Below are 21,575 nucleotides of genomic sequence, written 5' to 3'. Positions count from 1 at the left end.
TCGAAAGAGAAGAGAGTAGAAGGAGGAGGCTTATGAGCCAAGCTACGCTTACGCGTCGAGGATTCTTGAAATCATCGGCGGCCATGGGCGCAGTGGCGGCACTGGGCATCAGCGCTGCCGACAGCCTGACGGCGGTTGATCCGGCCCACGCCGACGAGGCGGGCGAGGTGAAGATCGTCAAAACCTCGTGCCGCGCCTGCATTGCCAGCTGCGCCGTGCTCGCCCATGTGCGCGACGGCCGCGTGGTGAAGATCGAGGGTAATCCCGAAAGCCCCATGTCCCAGGGTGGCGTCTGCGCCAAGGGTCTGGCGGGCATTCAGGCGCTGTACCATCCCAACCGCAACAAGTACCCCATGCGCCGTGTGGGCGAGCGCGGTACCAACCAGTGGGAGCGCATCTCCTGGGAAGAGGCCCTCACCGAGGTGGCCACCAAGATCAACGAGGTGTCCGACAAGTACGGCTCCGAGGCCATCTCCGTGTCCACGGGCGGCGGCGGAAACCCGCACTTCTCGAATGTGAAGCGTTTCGGCGAGGCCATCAACACCCCGAATGTGTGGGAGCCGGGCTGCTCGCAGTGCTACCTGCCCCGCATGGGCGCCTCGCTTCTAGCCTACGGCGCCGGCAAGCCCAACAACCTGTCATTCTCCGACTCCAACGGCTGGGACTACTACTACACCGACAGCCCCGTGACCTCACTGGTGCTGTGGGGCACCGATCCGTCCAACTCCTCGGTGGCCACGGGCGGCCGCGCGCTGGCTGAGCTGCGCAACCGTCCGGAGGGCCTGCGTACCGTGGTCATCGACCCGCGCTACACCCTGGATGCCGCCAAGGCCGAGGTGTGGCTGCCCATCCGTCCGGGCACCGATGCCGCCCTGCTGCTCACCTGGACGCGCTGGATTCTGGAGAACGAGAAGTACGACGAGGAGTTCTGCCGCACCTGGACGAACATGCCCTATCTCGTCAATCCCGAGACGCGCCTGACGCTGAAGGCCACCGAGGCCGGGCTTCCCGGCACCGACGCCGACTACGTCGTGTGGGATGCGGAGAAGAACCAGCCGGTGGTGGTGGAGTTCCCTATGAACGAGGGGCTGAAGCCTGCCCTGTTCGGCACCTACGAGGTGAACGGCATGCAGTGCTCCACGGGCGGCCAGCTCTTGAAGGAGTCCTGCGAGGAGTGGACGCTCGAGAAGGGGGCCGAGATCTGCTGGCTCGACGCCGGCCAGATCGAGCGCGCGCTGGAGATCTACACCGACCCGAACGGCCAGTCCGGCATCATGCAGGGCGTGTGCATCGACCAGTACGTGCAGTCCCAGCAGTGCGCGCTGGGCGCCCTCAACCTCGAGTTCCTCATGGGCAACGTGGAGAAGCCCGGCACCATGCTCCAGAAATTCGCCCCGGCTCCCTGCAAGGATCAGCTGGGCAACACGCCGCGCCTGCTCTCCAAGGAGAAGGTGATGAAGCGCTGCGGCACCATCGAGCACAAGGGCATCCTGTGCTGGGACATGGCGCACATTCCCTCGGTGTTCAAGGCCATGAAGGACGGCGACCCCTATCAGATCCACATGTGGATCGAGAGAAGCGGCAACAAGCACGTGGTGCTCGGCAACTCGTCGTGCCTCGACGAGATCGTGCCGAACCTCGACTACGTGGTGCAGTGCTTTATGTACCCCACGGCGTTCTCGGTGCTCTGCGCCGACCTGCTGCTGCCCACCACCGAGTGGCTTGAGACGAACCTCACCATTCCGCAGCTGAACACCATCGTCATGCGCCAGGCGGTCACCCATCTGTTCGAGACCGTGGAGGAGGGCATCATCTGGACACAGATCGTGCAGAAGTGCGCCGAGCTGGGCAACGAGCACTGCCCCAAGGCCTTCGACGAGGAGGCCTGCATGACCACGCCGTTCTACAAGAACGAGTACGAGAAGCAGCTGCAGCATCTGAACAAGCTGGAAATGAGCTGGGAGGAGGCCTGCGAGCAGGGCGTCATCGAGTGGGCCAAGCCCGAGGAGTACCGCACCTACCAGACCTACCTGGCCGATGACGAGGAGAACCCCGGCAAGCCCAAGGGCTTCGGCACTCCCTCCAAGAAGCTTGAGGTGTACTGCGAGTCCAACATCATCCTGGGCCGCACCGGTGCCCCCTGGTCGCAGTGCGCCGAGGAGAAGCCCCTCGTGCTGCCCCCGGCGAGCGCCGACTACGAGCCTCTGTGCTACTACCAGGAGCCGGCCGAGTCGCCCCTGACCGATACCGAGTACCCGCTGGTGCTCACCGAGGGGCGTCTGCCGATGTACCACCACGGCACCCTGCGCAACATTCCCTACCTGCGCGAGATATATCCGGTGCCCGAGATGTGAATCCACCCCGAGGATGCCGAGAAGTACGGCATCGCCGACGGCCAGTGGGTGAACATCGAGAGCCGCCGCGGCAAGACCCACGGCAAGGCCCATGTGACCACGGCCATTGCCAAGGGCGTCGTGTACCAGGAGCGCTTCTGGGCCCCCGAGCTTCTGGATTCCGACGATCCGGCCCAGGCCTACAAGGTGATGAACATCAACGTGCTCACCAAGAACGACCCGCCTTACAACCCCGAGTACGGCACCTATACCCTGCGCGGCTTCCAGGTGAAGGTCAGCCCCAGCGACGATGAGATCTTGGACAGCGTGTGGGTGAAGCCCGAGCAGTTCCAGCCCTGGATGCCCGCCCCCAGCGATGCGACGGAGGATGTGTTCGACTATGGCGCGTAATTGTATTGTTGTGAACCTGGACCGCTGCACCGGATGCTTCGGGTGCGAAGTGGCCTGCAAGATGGAAAACGGCGTGGCCCTGGGCGAGCGCTGGTCGAAGGTGTTCACCGTGGGGCCGGTGGGGGAGTACCCCGATATGACCCGCTATGCCCTGCCCACCATGTGCCAGCAGTGCGAGAACGCCCCCTGCGTGTCGGTGTGCCCCACCGGCGCCAGCTACCGCGACGAGAACGGCGTCGTGCTGGTGGACAAGGAGAAGTGCATTGGCTGCAAGTACTGCATGATGGCCTGCCCCTACGGAGTGCGCTCGTGGAATGTGGCCGAGAAGTGCGCCGAGAAGTGCACCTTGTGCGGGCACCTCACTTCCCAGGATAAGCTTCCCGCCTGCGTGAAGAGTTGCGCGGCCGGCGCTCGCTTCTACGGCGATTTGGACGATCCGGGCTCCGACGTGTCCAAGGAGCTGGCGAAATACGACGCGGCCGACATCCACACGCTGCAGGACGTGGGCAACGCCCCAGCGACCCGCTACATCATGACCAGCATGATCGGGCAGTGGCAGGAGCGCGTGGAGCCCAAGGACCACCCGCACACGGCCGCCTATCCCGTGGCCGAGTAAGTTAGGAGCACCCATGGAAATTCAATGGTCCCTCGTACTGTTCACCGCCCTTTCCGGGGCGGGGGCGTGGCTTGTCGCCTGCGCCGGCCTTGACGCCTTCCGCGGCCTGGCCAGAAAGACCGTCGCTCCGGCTATCGTCTGCGGCATCGCGCTCATTATTGTGGGAGGCATCGCCTCGGCGACGCATCTGTCCCACGTCGATCGCATCATGGCCGTGCTGGCCCATCCGGCTCCGGGCATCTTCCTGGAGGCCCTGCTCCTCGGCATCGACGTGGTGGTGGCCGCGGTGCTCTTCGTGCTGTACAAGCGCGAGGCCTCGGCCGGGGCGCTCAAGGCCCTCGGTGTCGCGGCTGTGGCCATGGCTGCCATCTTCAGCTTCTCCTGCGGTTCGAGCTACATGATGTCCTCGCAGCTGGCCTGGAACACCGTGGCGCTGCCCTTGGGCTACCTCGGCACCGCCATGGCTTCCGGCACCGCCCTGTGGTACGTGCTCTGCGCTGTGCGCGGCGAGGAGGCCTCGGCCCTTTCCTTCGCCGCTATCGAGACCCTCGTCGGCTCCGTTGCGGCCTTGGTGACGGCTTTGGCCTACGGTGCGGTTTCCGGGGTCATGGCCGGTGACGCCTCGGTGCTGTTCTGGGTGGGCGTCGTGGTCTGCGGCGGTGTGGCCCCGCTGGCCTGCTCTGCTGCGGGCCTGAAGAAGGCCGAGGGCGCTTTGCCCCTGGCCATTGTAGCCGCCGCCGGCGCGCTCATCGGATCGGTTGCCTACCGCGTGCTCATGTGGACGGCATCGGTCGCGCTCATGTCGCTTTTCGGCGTGGGCATCTAGTTTCACCGTATTCCGCCGCCCGGCCGCATTCCCCCTCCCTACGGCCGGGCGGCCCGAGAGGTTTCAAGAGGAGTTGCCCTATGGAAGAGATGACGATCCCGCTTTGCGAACGCTCCGAAGTACGCGAGATGCGCGCGGCCAACGACGCCCGGGCCGCCTTCGCCCGCTTCCTCGCCAGCCTGTTCCTCTACGAGCTGACCGACGACCAGATCGAGGCCTTCGCCGCCGTAGAGCCGGCCGGCGATGGGTCGACCATCGACGAGGGGCTCGCTGCCATCCGCGAGTACCTGCGCCATCGCCACGGCGGCACGCGCCAGGAGCTGGCCGTCGACTACGCGCGGGTGTTCCTCGGCGCCGGCAGCTACGACCGCATTCTCGCGCCGCCCTACGAGTCGGTGTTCACCAGCGAGGAGCGCATCCTCATGCAGGACGCCCGTGACGGAGCCGTGAGCTACTACCGCCGTGGCGGCCTCGATCTTCCCGCCGACAATACCACGCCCGAAGACCATCTCGGCTTCGAGCTGCAGTTCGTCGCCGAGCTGGCGGATCGGGCGAATGCCGCCATCGACGCCGGCGATGCGGAGGCCCTGACCGAGGCCGTCGACCTGGGGCGCAGCTTCTTCGTGCACCATCAGGCCAACTGGCTGCCGGCGCTCTGCGATGCCGTCGACGAGTTCGCCCAGACGGACTTCTATCGCGCCGTGGCCACCATGACCCGCGGCTACGCGGAATCCGAGGGCGCGTTCTTCGCGGAGGCCGCCGAGCTTTTGGGCCTGGGCGACGCGGTGGGGGAGGTGCGCCCGGTGTGGGCGTCCGATGACGGGGCCCCGTCATGAGCGCTCTGAGCCGCCGCAGCTTCATCGGCCTGGCCGCCGCCTGCGCCGCGTGCGCCGGCGTCGGCGGGGTCGGCGTGGCCTTCGCCGGCGAGGGGGAGCTCCTGCGGCCCCCGGGCGGTCAGGACGAGCAGGGCCTGGCGGCGGCCTGCCTGAAGTGCGACCGCTGCCGCAGCGCCTGCCCCACGGAAGCCATCGCCGTAGCTTCGGTGGGCGACGGCTTTCTGCGGGCCCGCACGCCGGTGCTCGATTTCCACAAGGGCTACTGCGATTTCTGCGATCGGTGCATCGAGGTCTGCCCCACCGGCGCCCTGTGCCCCTTCGACGAGGAACATGAGAAGCTGGGCGTGGCCGTGGTGCAGAAGGACCGCTGCCTGTCGTGGTTTCAGGGCTGCAACGTATGCGAGGACTCCTGCGCTTTCGGAGCCCTCACCTTCGCAGACGGTCATCCCGTGGTGGACGGGGCGCTCTGCAACGGCTGCGGTCAATGCGAGTTCGAATGCACTGCGCTGGTTTACGGCACGTTTGCCGGGGGCACGCGCCGGGGCATTGTGGTGATCCCGCCGAAGGCGGCCGCGTCTTTGGGCCGCACGGTGGTGGACGACGGTGGCGAGATGGGGGTGTAGCCGTGAAGCTCTCGACGAAAAGGGCCCTGGCAGCCGTCGGCGTGCTCGGGCTCGTGGGCGTGGGCCTTGCCGTGCACACGGGCACGGGGACGCCCTCAGCTTGGGGTATTGCCAACATCGCGGCTATCTGTCCTTTGGGCGGTATCGAGGCGGCCATTGCCTCCAAGACCGTCGTGCCGCCTCTTCTCATCGGCCTTGTGCTCGTGGTTGCCCTCGTGGCCCTGGTGGGCCGCGCGTTCTGCGCCTGGGGCTGCCCGGTGCCGCTGGTGCGTCGGATCTTCGGCGTGAGGGAGAAACCGGGCGATAAGCCCGGGCCGGCGGAGCGCGATGGCGTAAACGATTCCCGCAACTGGGTGCTCGGTGCCACCGTGCTCACGACGGCCGCCTTCGGGTTCCCAGTGTTCTGCCTTATCTGCCCGGTGGGGCTTACCGTGGCCACCTTCATCGCCCTGTGGCGTGTGTTCCAGTTCAGCGAGGTGACGCTGTCGCTTCTCGTGTTCCCGCTCATCTTGGTGCTGGAGGTGGTGCTGCTGCGCAAGTGGTGCCATCGCTTCTGCCCCCTTGGGGCCCTGCTCGGCCTCATTGCGCGGCTGAATCGCACCTTCAGGCCGACTGTGGCCGCAGACTCGTGCCTGCAGTGTGCCGGCGGGTCTTGCTCGCGTTGCGTCGAGGTGTGTCCCGAGGGAATCGATCTGCACCATCCGGCCGAGTCGGTTTCCCTGGCCGAGTGCACCAAGTGCGGCGAGTGCAAGGACGCCTGCCCGGCCCACGCCATCAGCTTCCCCTTCCTGGCGCCCAAGAGGGTGCCGTCGCCAGAAGAAGTGTCGGCCGCTTCTCCCGCGATCGCGGAGGCGCGCCTTCCGGAAGACGAGGAGCCTGCAACTGTGGTCTAGGGTGATGGCGACGAGCGGGACGCGATCGCCCCGCGCGTATTCCAGCGGAGGGGAAGAGCCGAAAGGGGTGGTCTGCTTTCGGATCGTCCCGAAAAACGAGAAGGGGAGGGGTTGTGGCCGTCGTCGAGGGTATACAATGGGAGTCGTGGGAGGGGCGCGCAGGAGCCGCCCACGCAAGCACGGTTGCGGCCGGGCGCGCTGCCCGCCGCCGTTCGTTGAGGGGACGGATGTTCAAGCGGTTCAGCGATAATCAGGAGGCATTCGCCTCGAGCGGCGAGCTCGCGCCGACGCGCCTCGGCATGGCCGTCGAGGAGCAATGGCCTGCCTTCAAGCTCGTGGGCTTCGGCTTCTACTATGCTTGGATTTGGGTCTCCTACAACAGCGATGTGCTCGTATCCCCTGCGGCGGCTTACGATTTGCCGCCCGACACCTTGTCGCTCACCTATCTGGTGTCCACGCTGGCCCTGGGCTTGTCTCTCATCGCGTTGGCTCTCGCTCGCGGCGCCGCCCGCAGGGTGGTGGCGAGCAACGGAGCCTTGGGCGCCATCGCCGTGGTAGTGGGGCTGGCCACGGTGGGCACGTATATCTCGTCGAGCATGGGCGTCGAGGGCAATCCCCTTCTCATCGCCAGCGCGGTGCTGACCGGTATCGGCACGTCGGCGATCGTGATGCGGTTCGGCGTGATCTACGCGAAGGTGCCGGCCCGCGAGGCGACCATGTACACGGCCGCTTCCTTCGTGTTCGCCATGATGATCTACTTCGTCGCCGTGGGGCTGCCCGATCCGGTGGGGGTGGGGTTTGCGGCCGCGCTCCCGGCGCTCGCCGTGCTGTCCACGCTGACGAATCCCGAGTATGCGGGCATCGGGTCTGCGATGCGCCCCGAGGGAGCGAAGGTCCTCAGGGGCTTTTTCGTTCGCCTGCTCATAGCGGTGGCGGTGTTTTCCGTTGTCGTGGGCGTCTCCCGCGGTTTCGCGGTGCCTCACTCCTCCATCGCCGCCCTCAACGACGAGGGCTCGCTTGTCATCTTCAGCACGGGCATGGTCGCCTCGGTCCTGTTCGCCATAGTGGGCCTTATGCGGCGTCAATTCGACGTGAGCCGCCTGTACTACCCCATTATCATCGCCGTGGCCGCCGGCATTCTCGTCACGCCCCTGCTGGGCGGCACCGGATTCGGCAGCCAGTTCATCACGGTGGCCTACAACTGCTTCGTGCTCGTCATCTGGTGCCTGCTCGCCTATGTGGGCTACTCGTCGGGCTTATCCCCCGTTTTGGTGTTCGGCCTCGGCCGCGGGGCCTCGGCGCTCGGCACGACGTTCGGCTGGATGGGCGGTTTGGAAATCGTGCGCAGCCAGGGCGATGGCAGTCTGTCGTTGGAGGTTATCTCGGTGGCTATGGTGTTCGCCCTGCTCGTGGTGTCGATGCTCGTGCTGAATGACCGGCTCATCGGAGATGCCCTGCGTGTCGGCGGAGTCCGCGGCGAGGGCGGGGACGTTCCGGCCGGCGCTGGACGAGGGTTCGCGCATGTGGGGGTGGACGCGCTCGCTTCCGAAAGCGACACGGTCGAAGATCCGGCCGATGCCTCCGAGGGGCCCGAGACGGGCCGCGACGATGCTCGGGATTCTTACGGCTATGCACGCGGCGGCTCCGATGGTGCATCTTCGGACGGATGCGATCGTGCCGTGGGGGAGGAGCAGGGGGAAGGTGTCGGCGCGCCGCGCCGGCCCGGCCGCTATCAGCTGCGCTGCGACGCGGTGGCAGAGCGCTACGGGCTCTCTCCGCGCGAGCGCGACGTGTTCGACCTGCTCGTGCGTGGCCGCTCTATTGAGTACATCGCCCAGAGCCTCACCATCTCCTTCAATACGGCGAAGTCCCACATCCGCCACATCTACGTGAAGACCGACGTCCACTCCCGCCAGGAGCTCCAGGAACTTCTCGACCACGAGAGGTAGCAAAGACCGGCCGGGTGGCCGCCGCAGCGGCTTTCCCGCAGACAAGGGCCATCTGCAAGGCGATCGGCGAGGATCTCTCTTCGAGGTGTCCCTTTCGTCGGTCTCCCATTCGCAATGTATAGCAAGTGGTAGCTATGATATACTTTCTCGAAACAACTTGCGAGGAGGTTGCCATGCCGACTGGTCAGATGAATGTGCGGATTGACGACGATGTTCGCATCGCGGGCAACGAGGCGTTCGAGAGCATCGGATGGACGCCGTCTCAGGCGGCTCGGGAGGTGTGGGCCTACGCGGCGCGGAATCGCCGCAATCCGCGCAAGCTGAGGGAGATGCGTCGGCTTCTGGAAGAGGCGCCGGTGCGATCCGGCATGTCGAAGGCCGAGGAGGCCGCTCGCATCGTGTCGGAGGGGCTGGCGAGCATGGGCATCGACATCAAGCGGTGTGCGCCGTCGGGTCTTTCCGACAAGGAACTCTACCACGAGGCGATGATGGAGCGCATGCGGGCGAGGGGCTTGATGTGAGCGACGGGAATCCCGTGCTGCTGCTGGACACCAATATCTGGCTCGATCTGTACTTGGAGTACCGCCCGGGTCACGAGGTGGTGAAAGCCCTCATGGATTTTGCCGAGGCCGCGAACATGACACGGGCCTATGCGTCTGTGTCGGCGAAGGATACCTTCTATATCATTTGCAGCGAAGTGAAGCGTCTGGCGCGAGAGGAAAAGGGCGGCCTCTCCCAGGCAGATGCGCTGACAGCCCGGTCGGTGGCCTGGGGCTGCGTGCGCAACATGGCCCAGAATGCGGTGGCGGTGCCGGTGGGGGAGCCGCAGGTGTGGCTGGCGTCCCACTACGAAGACCTTCATGGCGACTTCGAGGACGATTTGATGCTGGCCGCTCTGGAAATCTCTAAGGCCGATTTCTTCGTGACGGGCGACGAGGTGCTGCGCGGGAAGGCCCCGGCCGCCGCGTTCGATGCCGCTGACATGCTCGCCTATCTCCGTATGCGGGACGAGGCGGCGGTGTAGGCAGCGCGTTTCCCCGTTTGCCTGGTTCGCTATCCTGTCGATTTGGCCGTGAGGAGCTTTTTCCAAACATAGGGAAAACTTGATAGGGGTTGACTTAGGTTTCCTTCTGCATACAATGTGCTATTAGCACTCGCAATGGGAGACTGCTAACGTGGATGTCGCCGCAGGTCAACGACTGCCTTTCAGCGCCCGAGCAACCGCGAGACCTTGCCTGCGCGCGGCCTACACTGAGGCGGTATGCGCTCCCACCCGTAGGAAAGAAGGACTGAAAACCTATGAGAAAGTTCAAGACTGAGAGCAAGAAGCTGCTCGACCTCATGATCAACTCCATCTACACCAACCGCGAGATATTCCTGCGCGAGCTCATCTCCAACGCCTCGGACGCCGTGGACAAGCTGTACTTCCGCAGCCTCACCGATCCGAACGTGGCCGTGGCGCGGGACGATTTGGCCATCACGGTCAGCTTCGACGCCGAGGCCCGCACGGTCACCGTGTCCGACAACGGCATCGGCATGACCAAGGACGAACTGGACCGCAACCTCGGCACCATCGCGCACTCCGACTCCTTCGAGTTCAAGGCAGCCCAGGCGGAAGCTGCCGCCGACTCCGAGCCCGGCGAGGCGAAGGGCCTCGACGACCTCACCGACGTGGACATCATCGGCCAGTTCGGCGTGGGCTTCTACTCCGCCTTCATGGTGGGCAAGAAGGTTCGCGTCGTCTCCCGCGCCATCGGGTCTGACGAGGCCTGGGCCTGGGAGTCCAACGGTATCGACGGCTACGACATCAAGCCGGCCGAGCGTGCCGAGCACGGCACCGACGTCATCGTGTATTTGAAGGACAACACCGACGAGGAATCCTTTGACACCTTCGCCACCGAGCACGGCCTGCGCGGGCTCATCAAGCGCTACAGCAACTACGTGCGCTACCCCATCCAGATGGAGGTGACGAAGAGCCGCAAGGTGGAGGCGCCCGAGGGTGCCGAGGGCGACGATGCTCAGCCGACGTGGGAGAGCTACACCGAGGTAGAGACCATCAACTCCATGATCCCCATCTGGAAGCGCAAGAAGTCCGAGGTCTCCCAGGAGGAGTACAACGAGTTCTACAAGACCGACTTCCACGACTTCGAGGACCCGGCCCGCACCATCTCGGTGCACGCGGAGGGCTCGCTCAACTACGACGCGCTCATGTTCGTGCCCGCCCGCGCGCCTTGGGACATGTACTCGAAGGACTACAAGCGCGGGCTGGCGCTGTACTCGGCCAACGTGCTCATCATGGACAAGTGCGAGGAGCTGCTGCCCGACTACTTCGGCTTCGTGCGCGGCGTGGTTGATTCCTCCGACCTCACGCTGAACATCTCCCGCGAGACGCTGCAGCACAACGGCCAGCTGCGCGCCATCGCCCGTCGCCTGGAGAAGAAAATCAAGGCCGACCTGGCGAACATGCGCGATGACGACCGCGAGGCTTACGGGAAGTTCTTCGAGCAGTTTGGCCGCACGTTGAAGTTCGGCATCTACCAGAGCTACGGCATGGCGAAGGGCACCCTGGCCGACCTGCTTTTGTTCTACTCCGCCAAGCAGCAGAAGATGATCACGCTCGACGAGTACCTGGCCGACGCCCCCGCCGATGCCGATGCCATCTTCTACGCCGCGGGCGACTCCATCGAGCGCTTGGCTGCCATGCCGCTCGTGACCACGGTGCTCGCCAAGGGCTACGACGTGCTGCTGTGCGATGCCGATGTGGACGAGTTCTGCATGATGGCCATGGGCACCTACGGGGAGCATGCGGTGGACGGCGACGAGGAGGCCAAGCAGCCCTACTTCATCAAGAACGTGGGCGCCGAGGACTTGGGCCTGACGACCGAGGAGGAGAAGAAGGAGGCCGAGGAGGCCACTGAGAGCAACGCCGAGCTCTTCGACGTGATGCGCGAGGGGCTTGCCGGCAAGGTGGAGCGCGTGGTGGTGTCCACGCGGCTCACCGATGCGCCCGCGGTGGTCACGAGCGAGGGCGGCGTGTCGCTCGCCATGGTGCAGGTGCTGAAGAGCCAGCCCGGTGCCGAGGAGCTGCCCGATCTGCACCTCGTGCTGGAAGTGAACGCGAAGCACCCGGTGTTCGCCACCTTGCAGGCGGCCCACGAGGCCGGAGACGACGACAAGGTGCGTACCTACGCGGGCCTGCTGTTCGACCAGGCGCTGCTCGTGGAGGGCATCATGCCCGACAACCCGCTCGCCTTCGCCCAGGCAGTCGCTGAGCTGATGAAGTAGCTGGGACGACTTCAGCCTGGGATATTCCCACAAGGAGCGCCGCGGCCGTCCTTTAGGGGCGGCCGCTTCGCTTCCTGGCGCACTTGCTGGTAAGGAGCAACGCGGCGAAGGAGGCGCCCATAAGGACGAGGCCCACGGCATCGAAGGTAATGAACAGGTCGATGCTGCTGGCGAGCAGATCGTGGCCGGCGGGTAGCGTGACGCGTATGAGTGACTCGCCTACGAGGCCCACGATTTGCTGGGCCAGCACCACGCCTGCCAGCGTCTTGTGCCGTCGCGGCTGCCAGATGACAAGCGGATAGGTGCAGTTCCACATGAGGAAGGCGACGCCGATGCCCTGTACGCCCACGCGGCCCGGCACGCCCGCAAGCTCGTAGGCACCCATATAGGCTTCGGACGTGAACACGAACCCGAGAGCGCACTGCACGTTCACGACGAACACGAAGGCGAAGCAGATGCGCACGATCCAGGTTGCCGCCGCGAGGCCGTGCGGCGCTTTCCGCGGGCTCGCTCGATCCGCGCCGCCTCTACCGGCCGCCTCGCCTTGCATGGTCGCGACACCTCCCGCTTTCTGGCCATCCTGGGAGGGGATTGCAAGATCGGAGTCAGAGGGCCTCATTGCGGCCCCCTTTCTAGTTGGTTCAGCTGCCGAAAGGCATAGAAGGCCACGGCGCTGGAGGCGGCCACGTTCAGGGAGTCCACCCCGTGGGCCATGGGGATGCGCACGGTGCAATCGCAGCGGGCGATGGTGGCGGGGGCCAGGCCGTCGCCCTCGGTGCCGAACAGCAGCGCCAGCTTCGCGGGCTTACCGGTGTCGGCCGCACGCTGGGCCAAGAGCTCGTTCAGCTCATCGGGGGTGACCGAGTCGTCCGAAAGCGCCATGGCGGCGCAGGTGAAGCCGTGGGCGTGCAGATCGGCGATGCCCGCCTCGCTCCAGGCGCCCTCGCCGGGGCGATTGGGCGTGTCCGCATCGCCGATGCGGGTCCACGGCACCTGGAAGACCGTGCCCATGGACACGCGCACGGCGCGGCGGTACAGCGGGTCGTAGCAGGCGGGGCTTGCGAGCACCGCATCGACGCCGAGGGCGGCGGCGCTGCGGAAGATGGCCCCGACGTTGGTGTGGTTCGTGATGTCCTCCAACACGGCGACGAGCCGCGCATCGGCGAGCACGTCGGTCACGCTCGGCAAGACGGGGCGGCGGAAGGCCCCCAAAGCACCGCGCGTGAGCTCGAAGCCGGTCAGCTTCTCCAGCTCGTTGTGGGGCGCGACGAAGACGGGAAGCCCGGGCGCGCGAGCCTCCATGCGCTCGATGAGTGGCATCATGGCGTCAAGCCACTTCTCCTCCATGAGTAGGGATAAGGGCTCCATGCCGCCTGCGAAGGCCCGTTCGATCACCTTCTCGGACTCTGCGATGAACAGCGCGCGCTCCGGCTCCAGCTTGCTGCGCAGCTGCGCCTCGGTGAGCCGTGCGTAGGCATCGAGCCGCGCATCGTCGAGCGAGTCTACATATATAAGGGGCATGGTGCACCTTTCGAAAAATTCCTTCTTTTGGCTTAGAAAACACGGTTTTGTTACGCAGGGCGGCCGATAAGTCCCACCCGGCAAAGCTTCACCTGGGAAAACGCGGCGACTGCTCGCGCGTCACCCTCTCATTTCGGCCCTGCGCGTCACAAAAACGTGTTTTCTAAGCCAAAAACCGCTCAAAGAGTATCAGATCGCAGCGACGATCGCCTTGGAAGACGGCGAAAACAAAAGTGCCCGTCTCTGAAAGACGGGCACTGGAAGATCTGCCAGAGCTAAAGCTTAGGCGAGGGCGGCCTTCAGAGCCTGCATCTGGTTGGAACCCAGACCCTGCAGACGACGCTCGGCCGGAATGCCCAGCTCCTCCATGAGCTTCTCGGTCTTCACCTTGCCGAAGCCGGGGAGGGCGTTCACGAAGGCCTTGACCTTCATGCGGCCGATGACCGGATCGCTAACCTGGTCGAGAACCTCGGCCGGGGTGGTCAGACCCATCGAGAGCTTGTTCGTGATCTCGGAGCGCTTGGCGCGGACGATGCGGGCCTTCTCAAGGGCGGCGGCGCGCTGCTCGGGGGTCATAGTAGGTGCGGGCATATCACTTCTCTTTCTTCTCGGTGCCCCGGTGCTTTCACCAGGGCATTCACTCAAGGAACGGCAACACTGCAGGGGGCAATGCAACCGTTCCGCGCTTTTGGCGTAGATGATAATAATGGAAATGCCCCGCTTGTACACCCCTTTTCTCGGTAAAGTCGCGGTTTCTTCCCAAATTGGGCCGCTTTTTGGCTCCGAAATGGGGATTTGATGATGAAATCGCTGATATATGCGTTAGTTTCGTCCGAAATCGGGAAGCGGGGGTAGGGAAAGGGAGCCAGGACAGGGAAGGGCCAGAGCGGCGAAGGGATTGGGGTAGCGCAGGAGCCAGGACGGCGAAGGGGAGCCAAGGGGGCGGCGGCGAAGCGGGGGAAGAGGGGCCAAGATGAGGCGCGTCGTCACGTGGCGGGAGTATAATGCCACGGCGAGACACCAGGCACTGTGCGACGGAAGGACATGTCATGACCGATAAGCTGGTAGCGGAGGTGGAGGCGGTCGACCACCCGAGCTTCAACGAGTTCGTAGCCACTATCGAGGCGCTGCGGGCGCCGGACGGCTGCCCGTGGGACAAGGAGCAGACCCATCGAAGCATCGCGGGCAACATGGTGGAGGAGGCCTACGAGGCGGTAGACGCCATCGAGGCCGATGATACGCCCCATATGCTGGAAGAGCTGGGCGACGTGCTGCTCCAGGTGGTACTGCAGTCCCAGATCGCCGCCGATGAGGGCGAGTTCACCATCGATGACGTGTGCCGAGTGGTGAACGAGAAGATCGTGCGGCGGCACCCCCACGTGTTCGGGGAAATGACGGCGGGGGATGCCAACGAGGTGCTCGACGTGTGGGATCAGATCAAGATGGCCGAGAAGGAGGCCGCCGATGCCGCCGCCGATGCGGCCCCGGCGGGCCTGCTCGACGGCGTGCCGAAGAGCTTCCCTGCGCTCAAGCAGGCCCAGAAGATCTCGCGCAAGGCGGCTTCGGCCGGCTTCGAGTGGGAGACGGTGGATGATGTGTGGGCCAAGGTGGACGAGGAGGTGGCCGAGCTGAAGGCCGCCTACGCGGCCGCGCCCAAATCACCCAACGGCAAGGTGGACGGCGCCGCCGACCCGGCCGCCCTGGCAGCGGTGGAGCTGGAGATGGGGGACGTGCTGTTCAGCCTGGTGAACGTGGCTCGCAAGATGGGCGTGCACGCCGAGGAGGCCCTGCGCGCCACCTGTGGGAAGTTCCGCACGCGCTGGGCCTTCATGGAAGGCGCGGCCGCAGGCCAGGGGCGTCGCGTGGAAGACCTCTCGATGGAGGAGATGGAAGAGCTCTGGGGCATGGCGAAGGCGCTGGAGGCATAGGAGCGCCTGCGGCTCGGGGTGCGGAGAGGTCCCAGGGCGCGCCGCTTCACGCCCCGGCTGCTACGCTTCTTCCGACTGCCGCTCGTAAACTTTCTCGCCGCCGACATAGGTGGCCTGCACCCGGGCCTGCTGCAGATCTTCGGGGGCCAGCGTAAAGGGGTTCGGCTCCAGCACGACGATGTCGGCGAGCTTGCCCGCCTCTAGCGTGCCCAGCTCGTCGGCGCGCTGGGCGGCCACGGCGCTGCCAGCCGTGTAGGCGCGCAGGGCCTCGGCCAGAGTGATGCGCTCCTCGGGAAGCCAGCCTTCGTGCGGCTCGTGGGTATCGGCATCGCGGCGGGTGACGGCGGTGTATACCGCGTCCACAGGATCGATGTCGGTCACGGGCGAGTCGGTGCCGAAGGCCAGGGTAGCGCCGGCGTCCAGCAGGCTGCGGAAGGGCCACATATAGGGAACGCGCTCAGGCCCCAGGTCGCGCTCGGGGCCGCCCGGATCCAAGGTGATGTGGCGCGGCTGCACGCTGGCCACGATGCCGGCGTGCGCCAGGCGCTCGATGTCGTCGGGCTGGAAGTTCTCCAAGTGCTCGATGGTGTGATGGGCTCCTGCGCTCGCCACGGGGTGCCGCTCGAAGATATCGATGCAGCAGTGGATGGCCTCGTCGCCGATGGCGTGGATGCGCACGGCCGATCCCTCGGCCGCGGCCGGCGCCACGAGGGCCTCCATTACCTCGGCGTCCACGGTGGGACGCCCGCAGTCGCCCTCGAAGCGGGCGTTGGTGTAGGGCTCGTGCACCCACGCGGTGTGCTGGCTCGATACGCCGTCGAAGAACTGCTTGAACCCGCAGGCGGCCACGAGGGGCCCGCGGCAGCGCTCCCGCAGCGCGGCCAGCCGCCCGCGGTCTTCGAGAAGCGTGGGGAACAGCGATACGCGCACGGTCAGCTCGCCGGCTGCTTCCAGCTCGGCATACAGGTCGTCGCGCACGAAGTCGAGCCCCGGCATCGCCATGAGCGACACGTCGCAGATGCCCGTGATGCCATGCTCGTTGCAGTAGGCCGTGAACGACCGATAGGCGTCGAGCAGCTCCTCGCGGGTGAACTCGTCCACGATGCGCGGCATGAGCTCCATGGCCGCCGCCTCGCGCACGATGCCGGTGAGGCGCCCCTCGTCGTCCTTGTCGTAGCTGCCCCCGGCAGGGGGCACCGACTCTTCGGTGATGCCGAGCCGCGCGAGGGCACAGGAGTTCAGCCACAGCGTGTGGGCATCCCCCGAGTACATGGCCACGGGCCGGTCCGGGTAGGCGGTATCGAGCGACGCGCGGCTCGGCATGCCGGTCGGATTCCACAGGTAGTCGCGCCAGCCCTGGGTAAGCAGCCACGACCCGGCGGGCCGCCGCGCCGCGAGGGGAGCGAGACGCGCCACGGCGTCGGCCTCGTTGTCGCCCACGAAGCGCTCCGCGAGGGGCGACAGGTACAGGGCGGAATGGAACACGTGCATATGGGCGTCGTGGAAGCCCGGCATAATGAGCGCGTCCCCAAAATCCTCCATGGCGGTTTTAGGTCCGCGCAGGCCGTCGGGCAGCGTCTCGGCGGGGCCCGTCCACAGGATGCGGTCGCCGCGCAGGGCCACCGCGCCGGGGCACGGGGCATCTTGGGCGCCGGTGAAGACGGCGCTGCTTACCAGGATTCGGTCGGCAGGTTCGATGGCGCTTTCCACGGACGATCACGCTTCCTTTCATCGCGTTCGCTTCGCTGTGCAGTATACGCCCTTCCCTAAAATTGTTCACGTGCACTATAACTTTTTTCATGCTGGGCTGGGAAAAGGGAAGGCCGATACGAGAAATACCCGATTTGAATAACCTGTTGTCATAAAGTCTGTTTTTGTCAACAACCTTGCGCGTTTTTGTTATATATCAATACAAGAATAAATTTCACCTGGTAATTTACTAGGCAGCAGCTACCTTTCACCTGCTGTGGCGTCCGCAATCCAAAGTCTCGATCCTCGAACGGCGTCAATCGTGGATTCTGATTGAATAAGTAAGGGATTGGAAATTTTTTATTGCATGTGAACAAAAATGATGGTACTTTGAACCCGTCGGCAAAACCGATCGCGACCGCGAGGGTCGCAGGGCCGGAAAGCGCCGACGATGCGCAAGGGAAGTTATCCGATCGTTCTGCTTCGGGTTTCATGACTTGACCTGGGGCAGGGGGAAATGTTCTAAGGGGCGTTTAAACGAGGTATAGAAGGCGCTGCAGGGGCATAATTACAAGTTATACCCTCATCTAATACCGCTTTACCTCTTTTCTCCTCGGGCGTTTCTGCGACATTGGGTGCATCCACCGCGCCGACCGCGATGGGTTGGGGGCAGCCGCCCGCAGCTTCTCAACTATGATGGTGCGCTTCTACGCGCCGGATTGGAGAGTCACATGCAAGGAGTAAACGTCAAGAGCGAGATCGGGAACCTCAAGAAGGTTATCCTCCACCGTCCTGGGAACGAGCTTTTGAACCTCACCCCGAATACGCTGGAAGAGCTCTTGTTCGACGACATCCCGTTCTTGGAAGTTGCCCAGGCCGAGCATGACGCGTTCGCCGACATCCTGCGCGGCGAGGGCGTGGAGGTTGTCTATCTGGAAGACCTCATGACCCAGGTGATCGACGCGAATCCCGAGCTGCGCGAGCAGTTCCTCGACCAGTGGATCTTCGAGGCGGGCATCCGCACCGACATCTACAAGAACATCATCAAGGACTACATCAATGCCGAGTACGCCGGCACCAAGGACATGGTCATGAAGACCATGGCGGGCATCAACCTCCAGGAGCTGCCCACCTCTGACACGCATCTGCTGGTGGACATGGTGTCCGACCGCTGCAAGCTCGTGTGCGCCCCCATGCCGAACCTGTACTTCACCCGCGACCCGTTCGCGATGATCGGCAACGGCGTGTCCATCAACCGCATGTACTCGCTCACCCGCAACCGCGAGACCATCTACGGCGACTACATCTTCCGCTACCATCCGGACTTCGCCGGCACGCCGACCTACTATGATCGCAACGACACCTTCCACATCGAGGGCGGCGACATCCTGAACATCAACGAGCACGTGCTGGCCATCGGCATCTCCCAGCGCACCGAGCCCGACGCCATCGACGCCATCGCCCACAACGTGTTCAACGACGAGACGAGCACCATCGACACCATCCTGGCGTTCAACATCCCGAACTCCCGCGCCTTCATGCACCTGGACACGGTGTTCACCCAGATCGACTACGACAAGTTCACCATCCATCCCGGCATCATGGGCCCGCTCACGGTGTTCGAGATCACGCCGGACGGCAAGGGCGGCACCAAGATCCGCGAGCGCAACGAGGATCTGGAGAAGGTGCTCTCCGAGTACGTCGGATGTCCCGTGCAGCTCATCCCCTGCGGCGGCGGCGACCGCATCGCGGCCGAGCGCGAGCAGTGGAACGACGGCTCCAACACGCTCTGCGTCCGCCCCGGCACCGTCGTCGTGTACCAGCGCAACAACGTCACCAACGACGTGCTGTACAAGAACGGCATCAACTGCCTGGTCATGCCGTCGGCCGAGCTCTCCCGCGGCCGCGGCGGCCCGCGCTGCATGTCCATGCCGGCCTGGCGCGAGGCCCTGTAGGCCCATCGCGCAACCGCGCGCCCCGCGTCGGCCCCACGGCGACGCATCTGCGCCCGCGCGGCGCACCCGTTACGGCTTTTCCGGCCCAGTCTAGCCAGCCAGCGCTGGGTCGAAAAAGACGCGTGGGTCCCCGGGTTTTCCGGGGGCCCGCGCGATATAACCTTCACTCCTTCTAGGGAAAGGAAACGAAACATGCCTATCAATCTCAGCGGTCGTCCGTTCCTCCGCCTGCTCGACTTCTCCACCGAGGAGATCGAGTACCTGCTGAAGCTCTCCAAGAACTTCAAGGACCTCAAGCGCACCGGCACCCCGCACCGCTACCTCGAGGGCAAGAACATCGTGCTGCTGTTCCAGAAGACCTCCACGCGCACCCGCTGCGCCTTCGAGGTCGGCGCCATGGACCTCGGCATGGGCGTGACCTACCTCGATCCCGGTTCCTCCCAGATGGGCAAGAAGGAGTCCATCGAGGACACCGCCCGCGTGCTCGGCCGCTTCTACGACGGCATCGAGTTCCGCGGCTTCGCCCAGACCGACGTGGAGGATCTGGCCGCCAACGCCGGCGTGCCCGTGTGGAACGGCCTGACCACCGAGTGGCATCCCACCCAGATGCTCGCCGACATCCTCACCGTGCAGGAGAACTTCAACTACGACATCAAGGGCAAGACCCTCGTGTTCATGGGCGACGCCGCCAACAACGTGGCCCGCTCGCTCATGGTCGTGTGCTCCAAGCTCGGCATGAACTTCGTGGCCTGCGGCCCGAAGGAGAACATGCCCGACGCCGAGCTCGTGAAGACCTGCGAGGCCATCGCGGCTGAGAACGGCTGCACCGTGACCCTGACCGACGACGTGGAGAAGGGCTGCACCGGCGCCGACGTCATCTACACCGACGTGTGGGTGTCCATGGGCGAGCCCGACGAGGTGTGGGCCGAGCGCATCAAGCACCTCGAGAAGTTCCGCGTGACCAAGGAAGTCATGGCCATGGCCAACGAGGGCGCCATCTTCCTGCACTGCCTGCCGGCCTTCCACGACACCAACACCACCATCGGTGCCGACATCGCCGAGCGCTTCGGCGTGACCGAGATGGAAGTGGAGGACGTGGTGTTCGAGTCCAAGGCCTCCAAGGTCTTCGACGAGGCTGAGAACCGCATGCACACCATTAAGGCTGTCATGTACGCCACTCTTTGCGGCTAAATCGCTCTTGCAGAGGGGGCGGGCCGAAATCCTGCCCCCTCTTCTTACTTTTTGCCAACGGAATCGGTGCGAAAGCACCCGATCATCAGGGTCATTTTAGAATCGAATCCGTTGCATGTCCCGTACCCCACGTGACCGCGGTCTCGCCTCTCTTACATGCAACTTAAGGCTGGCTGGCGGTTACCGACAAGATTGAGGTGAAGCAAATGGCTTACGAAAAGGGCAACGGCAAGACCGTCGTCATCGCCCTGGGCGGCAACGCCCTCGGCAACACCCCGCAGGAGCAGCTCGAGCTCGTGCAGAACACCGCCAAGCACATCGTCGACATGATCGAGGAGGGCACCAACGTCGTCGTGTCCCACGGCAACGGCCCCCAGGTCGGCATGATCAACAACGCGTTCGCCTACGCCGCGGCCAACGACGACAAGACCCCCGACATGCCCTTCCCCGAGGCCGGCGCCATGAGCCAGGGCTACATCGGCTACCAGCTGTCCCAGGCCATCCTGAACCAGCTGAAGGAGCGCGGCATCCAGCGCTCCACCGCCTGCATCGTGACCCAGACCGTGGTCGACGAGAACGACCCGGCGTTCCAGAACCCCACCAAGCCGGTGGGCGCGTTCATGGACGAGGAGACCGCCAAGGCCAAGGCCGAGGCCATGGGCATCACCGTGAAGGAGGACGCCGGCCGCGGCTGGCGCCAGGTGGTTGCTTCCCCCATCCCCAAGCGCATCGTCGAGTTCGACGCCGTGCGCGACCTCGTTGAGGACGGCTACATCGTCGTGTCCACCGGCGGCGGCGGCGTGCCGGTGTTCGAGACCGAGAACGGCTACGTGGGCACCCCGGCCGTCATCGACAAGGACCGCTCGAGCGCGCTCATGGCCGCAGAGCTCGGCGCCGACATGCTCGTGATCCTCACCGCCGTGGAGAAGGTCTGCATCAACTTCAACACGCCCGAGCAGGAGGCCATCTCCGAGATGGACGTGGCCCAGGCCGAGGAGTACATCAAGGAGGGCCAGTTCGCCCCCGGCTCCATGCTGCCAAAGGTGGAGGCCTGCATCGAGTACGTCGAGGCCTTCCCCGAGGGCAAGGCGCTCATCACCTCGCTCGAGTGCGCGGCCGCCGGCCTGCGCGGCGAGACGGGCACGGTCATCGTCGCCAACTAAATTGGTCGAAATAGGGGGTTGCGCCGAGGGTGCAGCCCCCTCTATAATGAGTCTAATTTGACTGCAAAAGCGCGTCTTCCGCGAGGGTGGAAGACGCGCTCTTTTATTTGATTCATATGCACAACGAGTCAACAAGAAAATATCTCCCAAACTGGGAAGTTTTTTGTTGCAGGTGAACAAAAATGGTGCTATATTATCGGCATCGGCAAAGACGGTCCGATCACTTTTCTGGCTTTGCCGATTCATCCTATTCCTCATCGTCGCGAGCATGGTTAAGGCATGCTCAAGAAAGGAATGAACCATGGCAAAGATCGTCAGCTCTTGGAACGACTGGGATCCGCTGAAGCGCGTCATCG

Annotated in this window: 19 protein-coding genes; 15 read left to right on the top strand and 4 right to left on the bottom strand. The window is 64.7% G+C overall.

Features of this window, described 5'->3' with window-relative positions; all coding sequences use genetic code 11:
• The first annotated feature begins 32 nt into the window (after positions 1-32).
• The 11 genes from Q5064_RS08925 to htpG all read left to right on the top strand — a co-directional run bounded on the left by Q5064_RS08925 (position 33) and on the right by htpG (position 11,772).
• The gene (locus Q5064_RS08925; RefSeq protein WP_302964004.1) at positions 33-2,354 is read left to right on the top strand and encodes a molybdopterin-dependent oxidoreductase; all 2,322 of its coding nucleotides are present in this window, start codon (positions 33-35) and stop codon (positions 2,352-2,354) included.
• Positions 2,355-2,744, top strand: a complete 390-nt coding sequence (locus Q5064_RS08920; RefSeq protein ID WP_302964024.1) for a molybdopterin dinucleotide binding domain-containing protein — start codon at positions 2,355-2,357, stop codon at positions 2,742-2,744. It begins immediately after the preceding gene.
• Entirely contained in the window at positions 2,734-3,360 is a 627-nt protein-coding gene (locus Q5064_RS08915) for a 4Fe-4S dicluster domain-containing protein (protein WP_302964002.1), read from the top strand. The genes Q5064_RS08920 and Q5064_RS08915 overlap by 11 nt, the downstream gene beginning before the upstream one ends.
• A 13-nt stretch (positions 3,361-3,373) precedes the next feature.
• Complete coding sequence (locus Q5064_RS08910) at positions 3,374-4,186, top strand: DmsC/YnfH family molybdoenzyme membrane anchor subunit (RefSeq protein ID WP_302964001.1); 813 nt, start codon at positions 3,374-3,376, stop codon at positions 4,184-4,186.
• A gap of 80 nt (positions 4,187-4,266) precedes the next feature.
• A complete protein-coding gene (locus tag Q5064_RS08905; RefSeq protein WP_302964000.1) occupies positions 4,267-5,022 on the top strand; it encodes a molecular chaperone in 756 nt (251 codons plus the stop codon).
• Positions 5,019-5,645 (top strand): 4Fe-4S dicluster domain-containing protein, encoded by a 627-nt coding sequence (locus tag Q5064_RS08900; RefSeq protein ID WP_302963998.1) that lies wholly within the window; start codon positions 5,019-5,021, stop codon positions 5,643-5,645. The genes Q5064_RS08905 and Q5064_RS08900 overlap by 4 nt, the downstream gene beginning before the upstream one ends.
• 2 nt (positions 5,646-5,647) lie before the next feature.
• On the top strand, positions 5,648-6,538 hold the full coding sequence (locus tag Q5064_RS08895) for a 4Fe-4S binding protein (RefSeq protein WP_302963997.1): 891 nt from the start codon (positions 5,648-5,650) through the stop codon (positions 6,536-6,538).
• Positions 6,539-6,765: 227 nt separating this feature from the next.
• Positions 6,766-8,487: a helix-turn-helix transcriptional regulator gene (locus Q5064_RS08890; RefSeq protein ID WP_302963994.1), complete on the top strand. Its 1,722-nt coding sequence runs from the start codon at positions 6,766-6,768 to the stop codon at positions 8,485-8,487.
• Positions 8,488-8,660: 173 nt separating this feature from the next.
• Positions 8,661-9,008 (top strand): type II toxin-antitoxin system RelB/DinJ family antitoxin, encoded by a 348-nt coding sequence (locus tag Q5064_RS08885; RefSeq protein ID WP_302963993.1) that lies wholly within the window; start codon positions 8,661-8,663, stop codon positions 9,006-9,008.
• Entirely contained in the window at positions 9,005-9,511 is a 507-nt protein-coding gene (locus tag Q5064_RS08880; RefSeq protein WP_302963991.1) for a hypothetical protein, read from the top strand. Before Q5064_RS08885 ends, Q5064_RS08880 begins: the two co-directional genes overlap by 4 nt.
• A gap of 275 nt (positions 9,512-9,786) precedes the next feature.
• Positions 9,787-11,772 carry a molecular chaperone HtpG gene (gene htpG / locus Q5064_RS08875; RefSeq protein ID WP_302963990.1) on the top strand — a complete coding sequence of 662 codons (1,986 nt, stop codon included), beginning with the start codon at positions 9,787-9,789 and terminating at the stop codon, positions 11,770-11,772.
• A 52-nt stretch (positions 11,773-11,824) separates the two neighbouring features.
• Here htpG and Q5064_RS08870 read toward each other — a convergent pair whose 3' ends face one another.
• The 3 genes from Q5064_RS08870 to mihF form a co-directional block, all read right to left on the bottom strand.
• Complete coding sequence (locus Q5064_RS08870) at positions 11,825-12,391, bottom strand: hypothetical protein (protein WP_302963988.1); 567 nt, start codon at positions 12,389-12,391, stop codon at positions 11,825-11,827.
• Entirely contained in the window at positions 12,388-13,293 is a 906-nt protein-coding gene (locus Q5064_RS08865; protein ID WP_302963985.1) for an RNA methyltransferase, read from the bottom strand. The genes Q5064_RS08870 and Q5064_RS08865 overlap by 4 nt, the downstream gene beginning before the upstream one ends.
• 282 nt (positions 13,294-13,575) lie before the next feature.
• A complete protein-coding gene (mihF, locus tag Q5064_RS08860) occupies positions 13,576-13,884 on the bottom strand; it encodes an integration host factor, actinobacterial type (RefSeq protein ID WP_302963983.1) in 309 nt (102 codons plus the stop codon).
• Between the two features lie 458 nt (positions 13,885-14,342).
• Here mihF and mazG point away from each other — a divergent pair, with 458 nt between their 5' ends.
• The gene (gene mazG / locus Q5064_RS08855; RefSeq protein WP_302963981.1) at positions 14,343-15,221 is read left to right on the top strand and encodes a nucleoside triphosphate pyrophosphohydrolase; all 879 of its coding nucleotides are present in this window, start codon (positions 14,343-14,345) and stop codon (positions 15,219-15,221) included.
• 60 nt (positions 15,222-15,281) lie between these two features.
• On the opposite strand, the gene Q5064_RS08850 is transcribed toward mazG, so the two are convergent.
• Positions 15,282-16,931 carry an amidohydrolase gene (locus Q5064_RS08850; RefSeq protein ID WP_302963979.1) on the bottom strand — a complete coding sequence of 550 codons (1,650 nt, stop codon included), beginning with the start codon at positions 16,929-16,931 and terminating at the stop codon, positions 15,282-15,284.
• A gap of 710 nt (positions 16,932-17,641) precedes the next feature.
• Between Q5064_RS08850 and arcA the strand changes: the two genes are divergently transcribed.
• The 3 genes from arcA to arcC all read left to right on the top strand — a co-directional run bounded on the left by arcA (position 17,642) and on the right by arcC (position 21,219).
• Complete coding sequence (gene arcA, locus Q5064_RS08845) at positions 17,642-18,865, top strand: arginine deiminase (protein WP_302963977.1); 1,224 nt, start codon at positions 17,642-17,644, stop codon at positions 18,863-18,865.
• A 192-nt stretch (positions 18,866-19,057) separates the two neighbouring features.
• Positions 19,058-20,056 carry an ornithine carbamoyltransferase gene (gene argF / locus Q5064_RS08840; RefSeq protein WP_302963975.1) on the top strand — a complete coding sequence of 333 codons (999 nt, stop codon included), beginning with the start codon at positions 19,058-19,060 and terminating at the stop codon, positions 20,054-20,056.
• Between the two features lie 206 nt (positions 20,057-20,262).
• Positions 20,263-21,219 carry a carbamate kinase gene (arcC, locus tag Q5064_RS08835; RefSeq protein ID WP_302963973.1) on the top strand — a complete coding sequence of 319 codons (957 nt, stop codon included), beginning with the start codon at positions 20,263-20,265 and terminating at the stop codon, positions 21,217-21,219.
• Positions 21,220-21,575 lie beyond the last annotated feature (356 nt).

Source organism: uncultured Adlercreutzia sp., assembly GCF_958431955.1.
In the GTDB taxonomy this organism is placed as follows: domain Bacteria; phylum Actinomycetota; class Coriobacteriia; order Coriobacteriales; family Eggerthellaceae; genus Adlercreutzia.
Note: the sequence above shows the minus strand (reverse complement) of the source record. Positions and strands in the feature narration are given on the sequence as shown.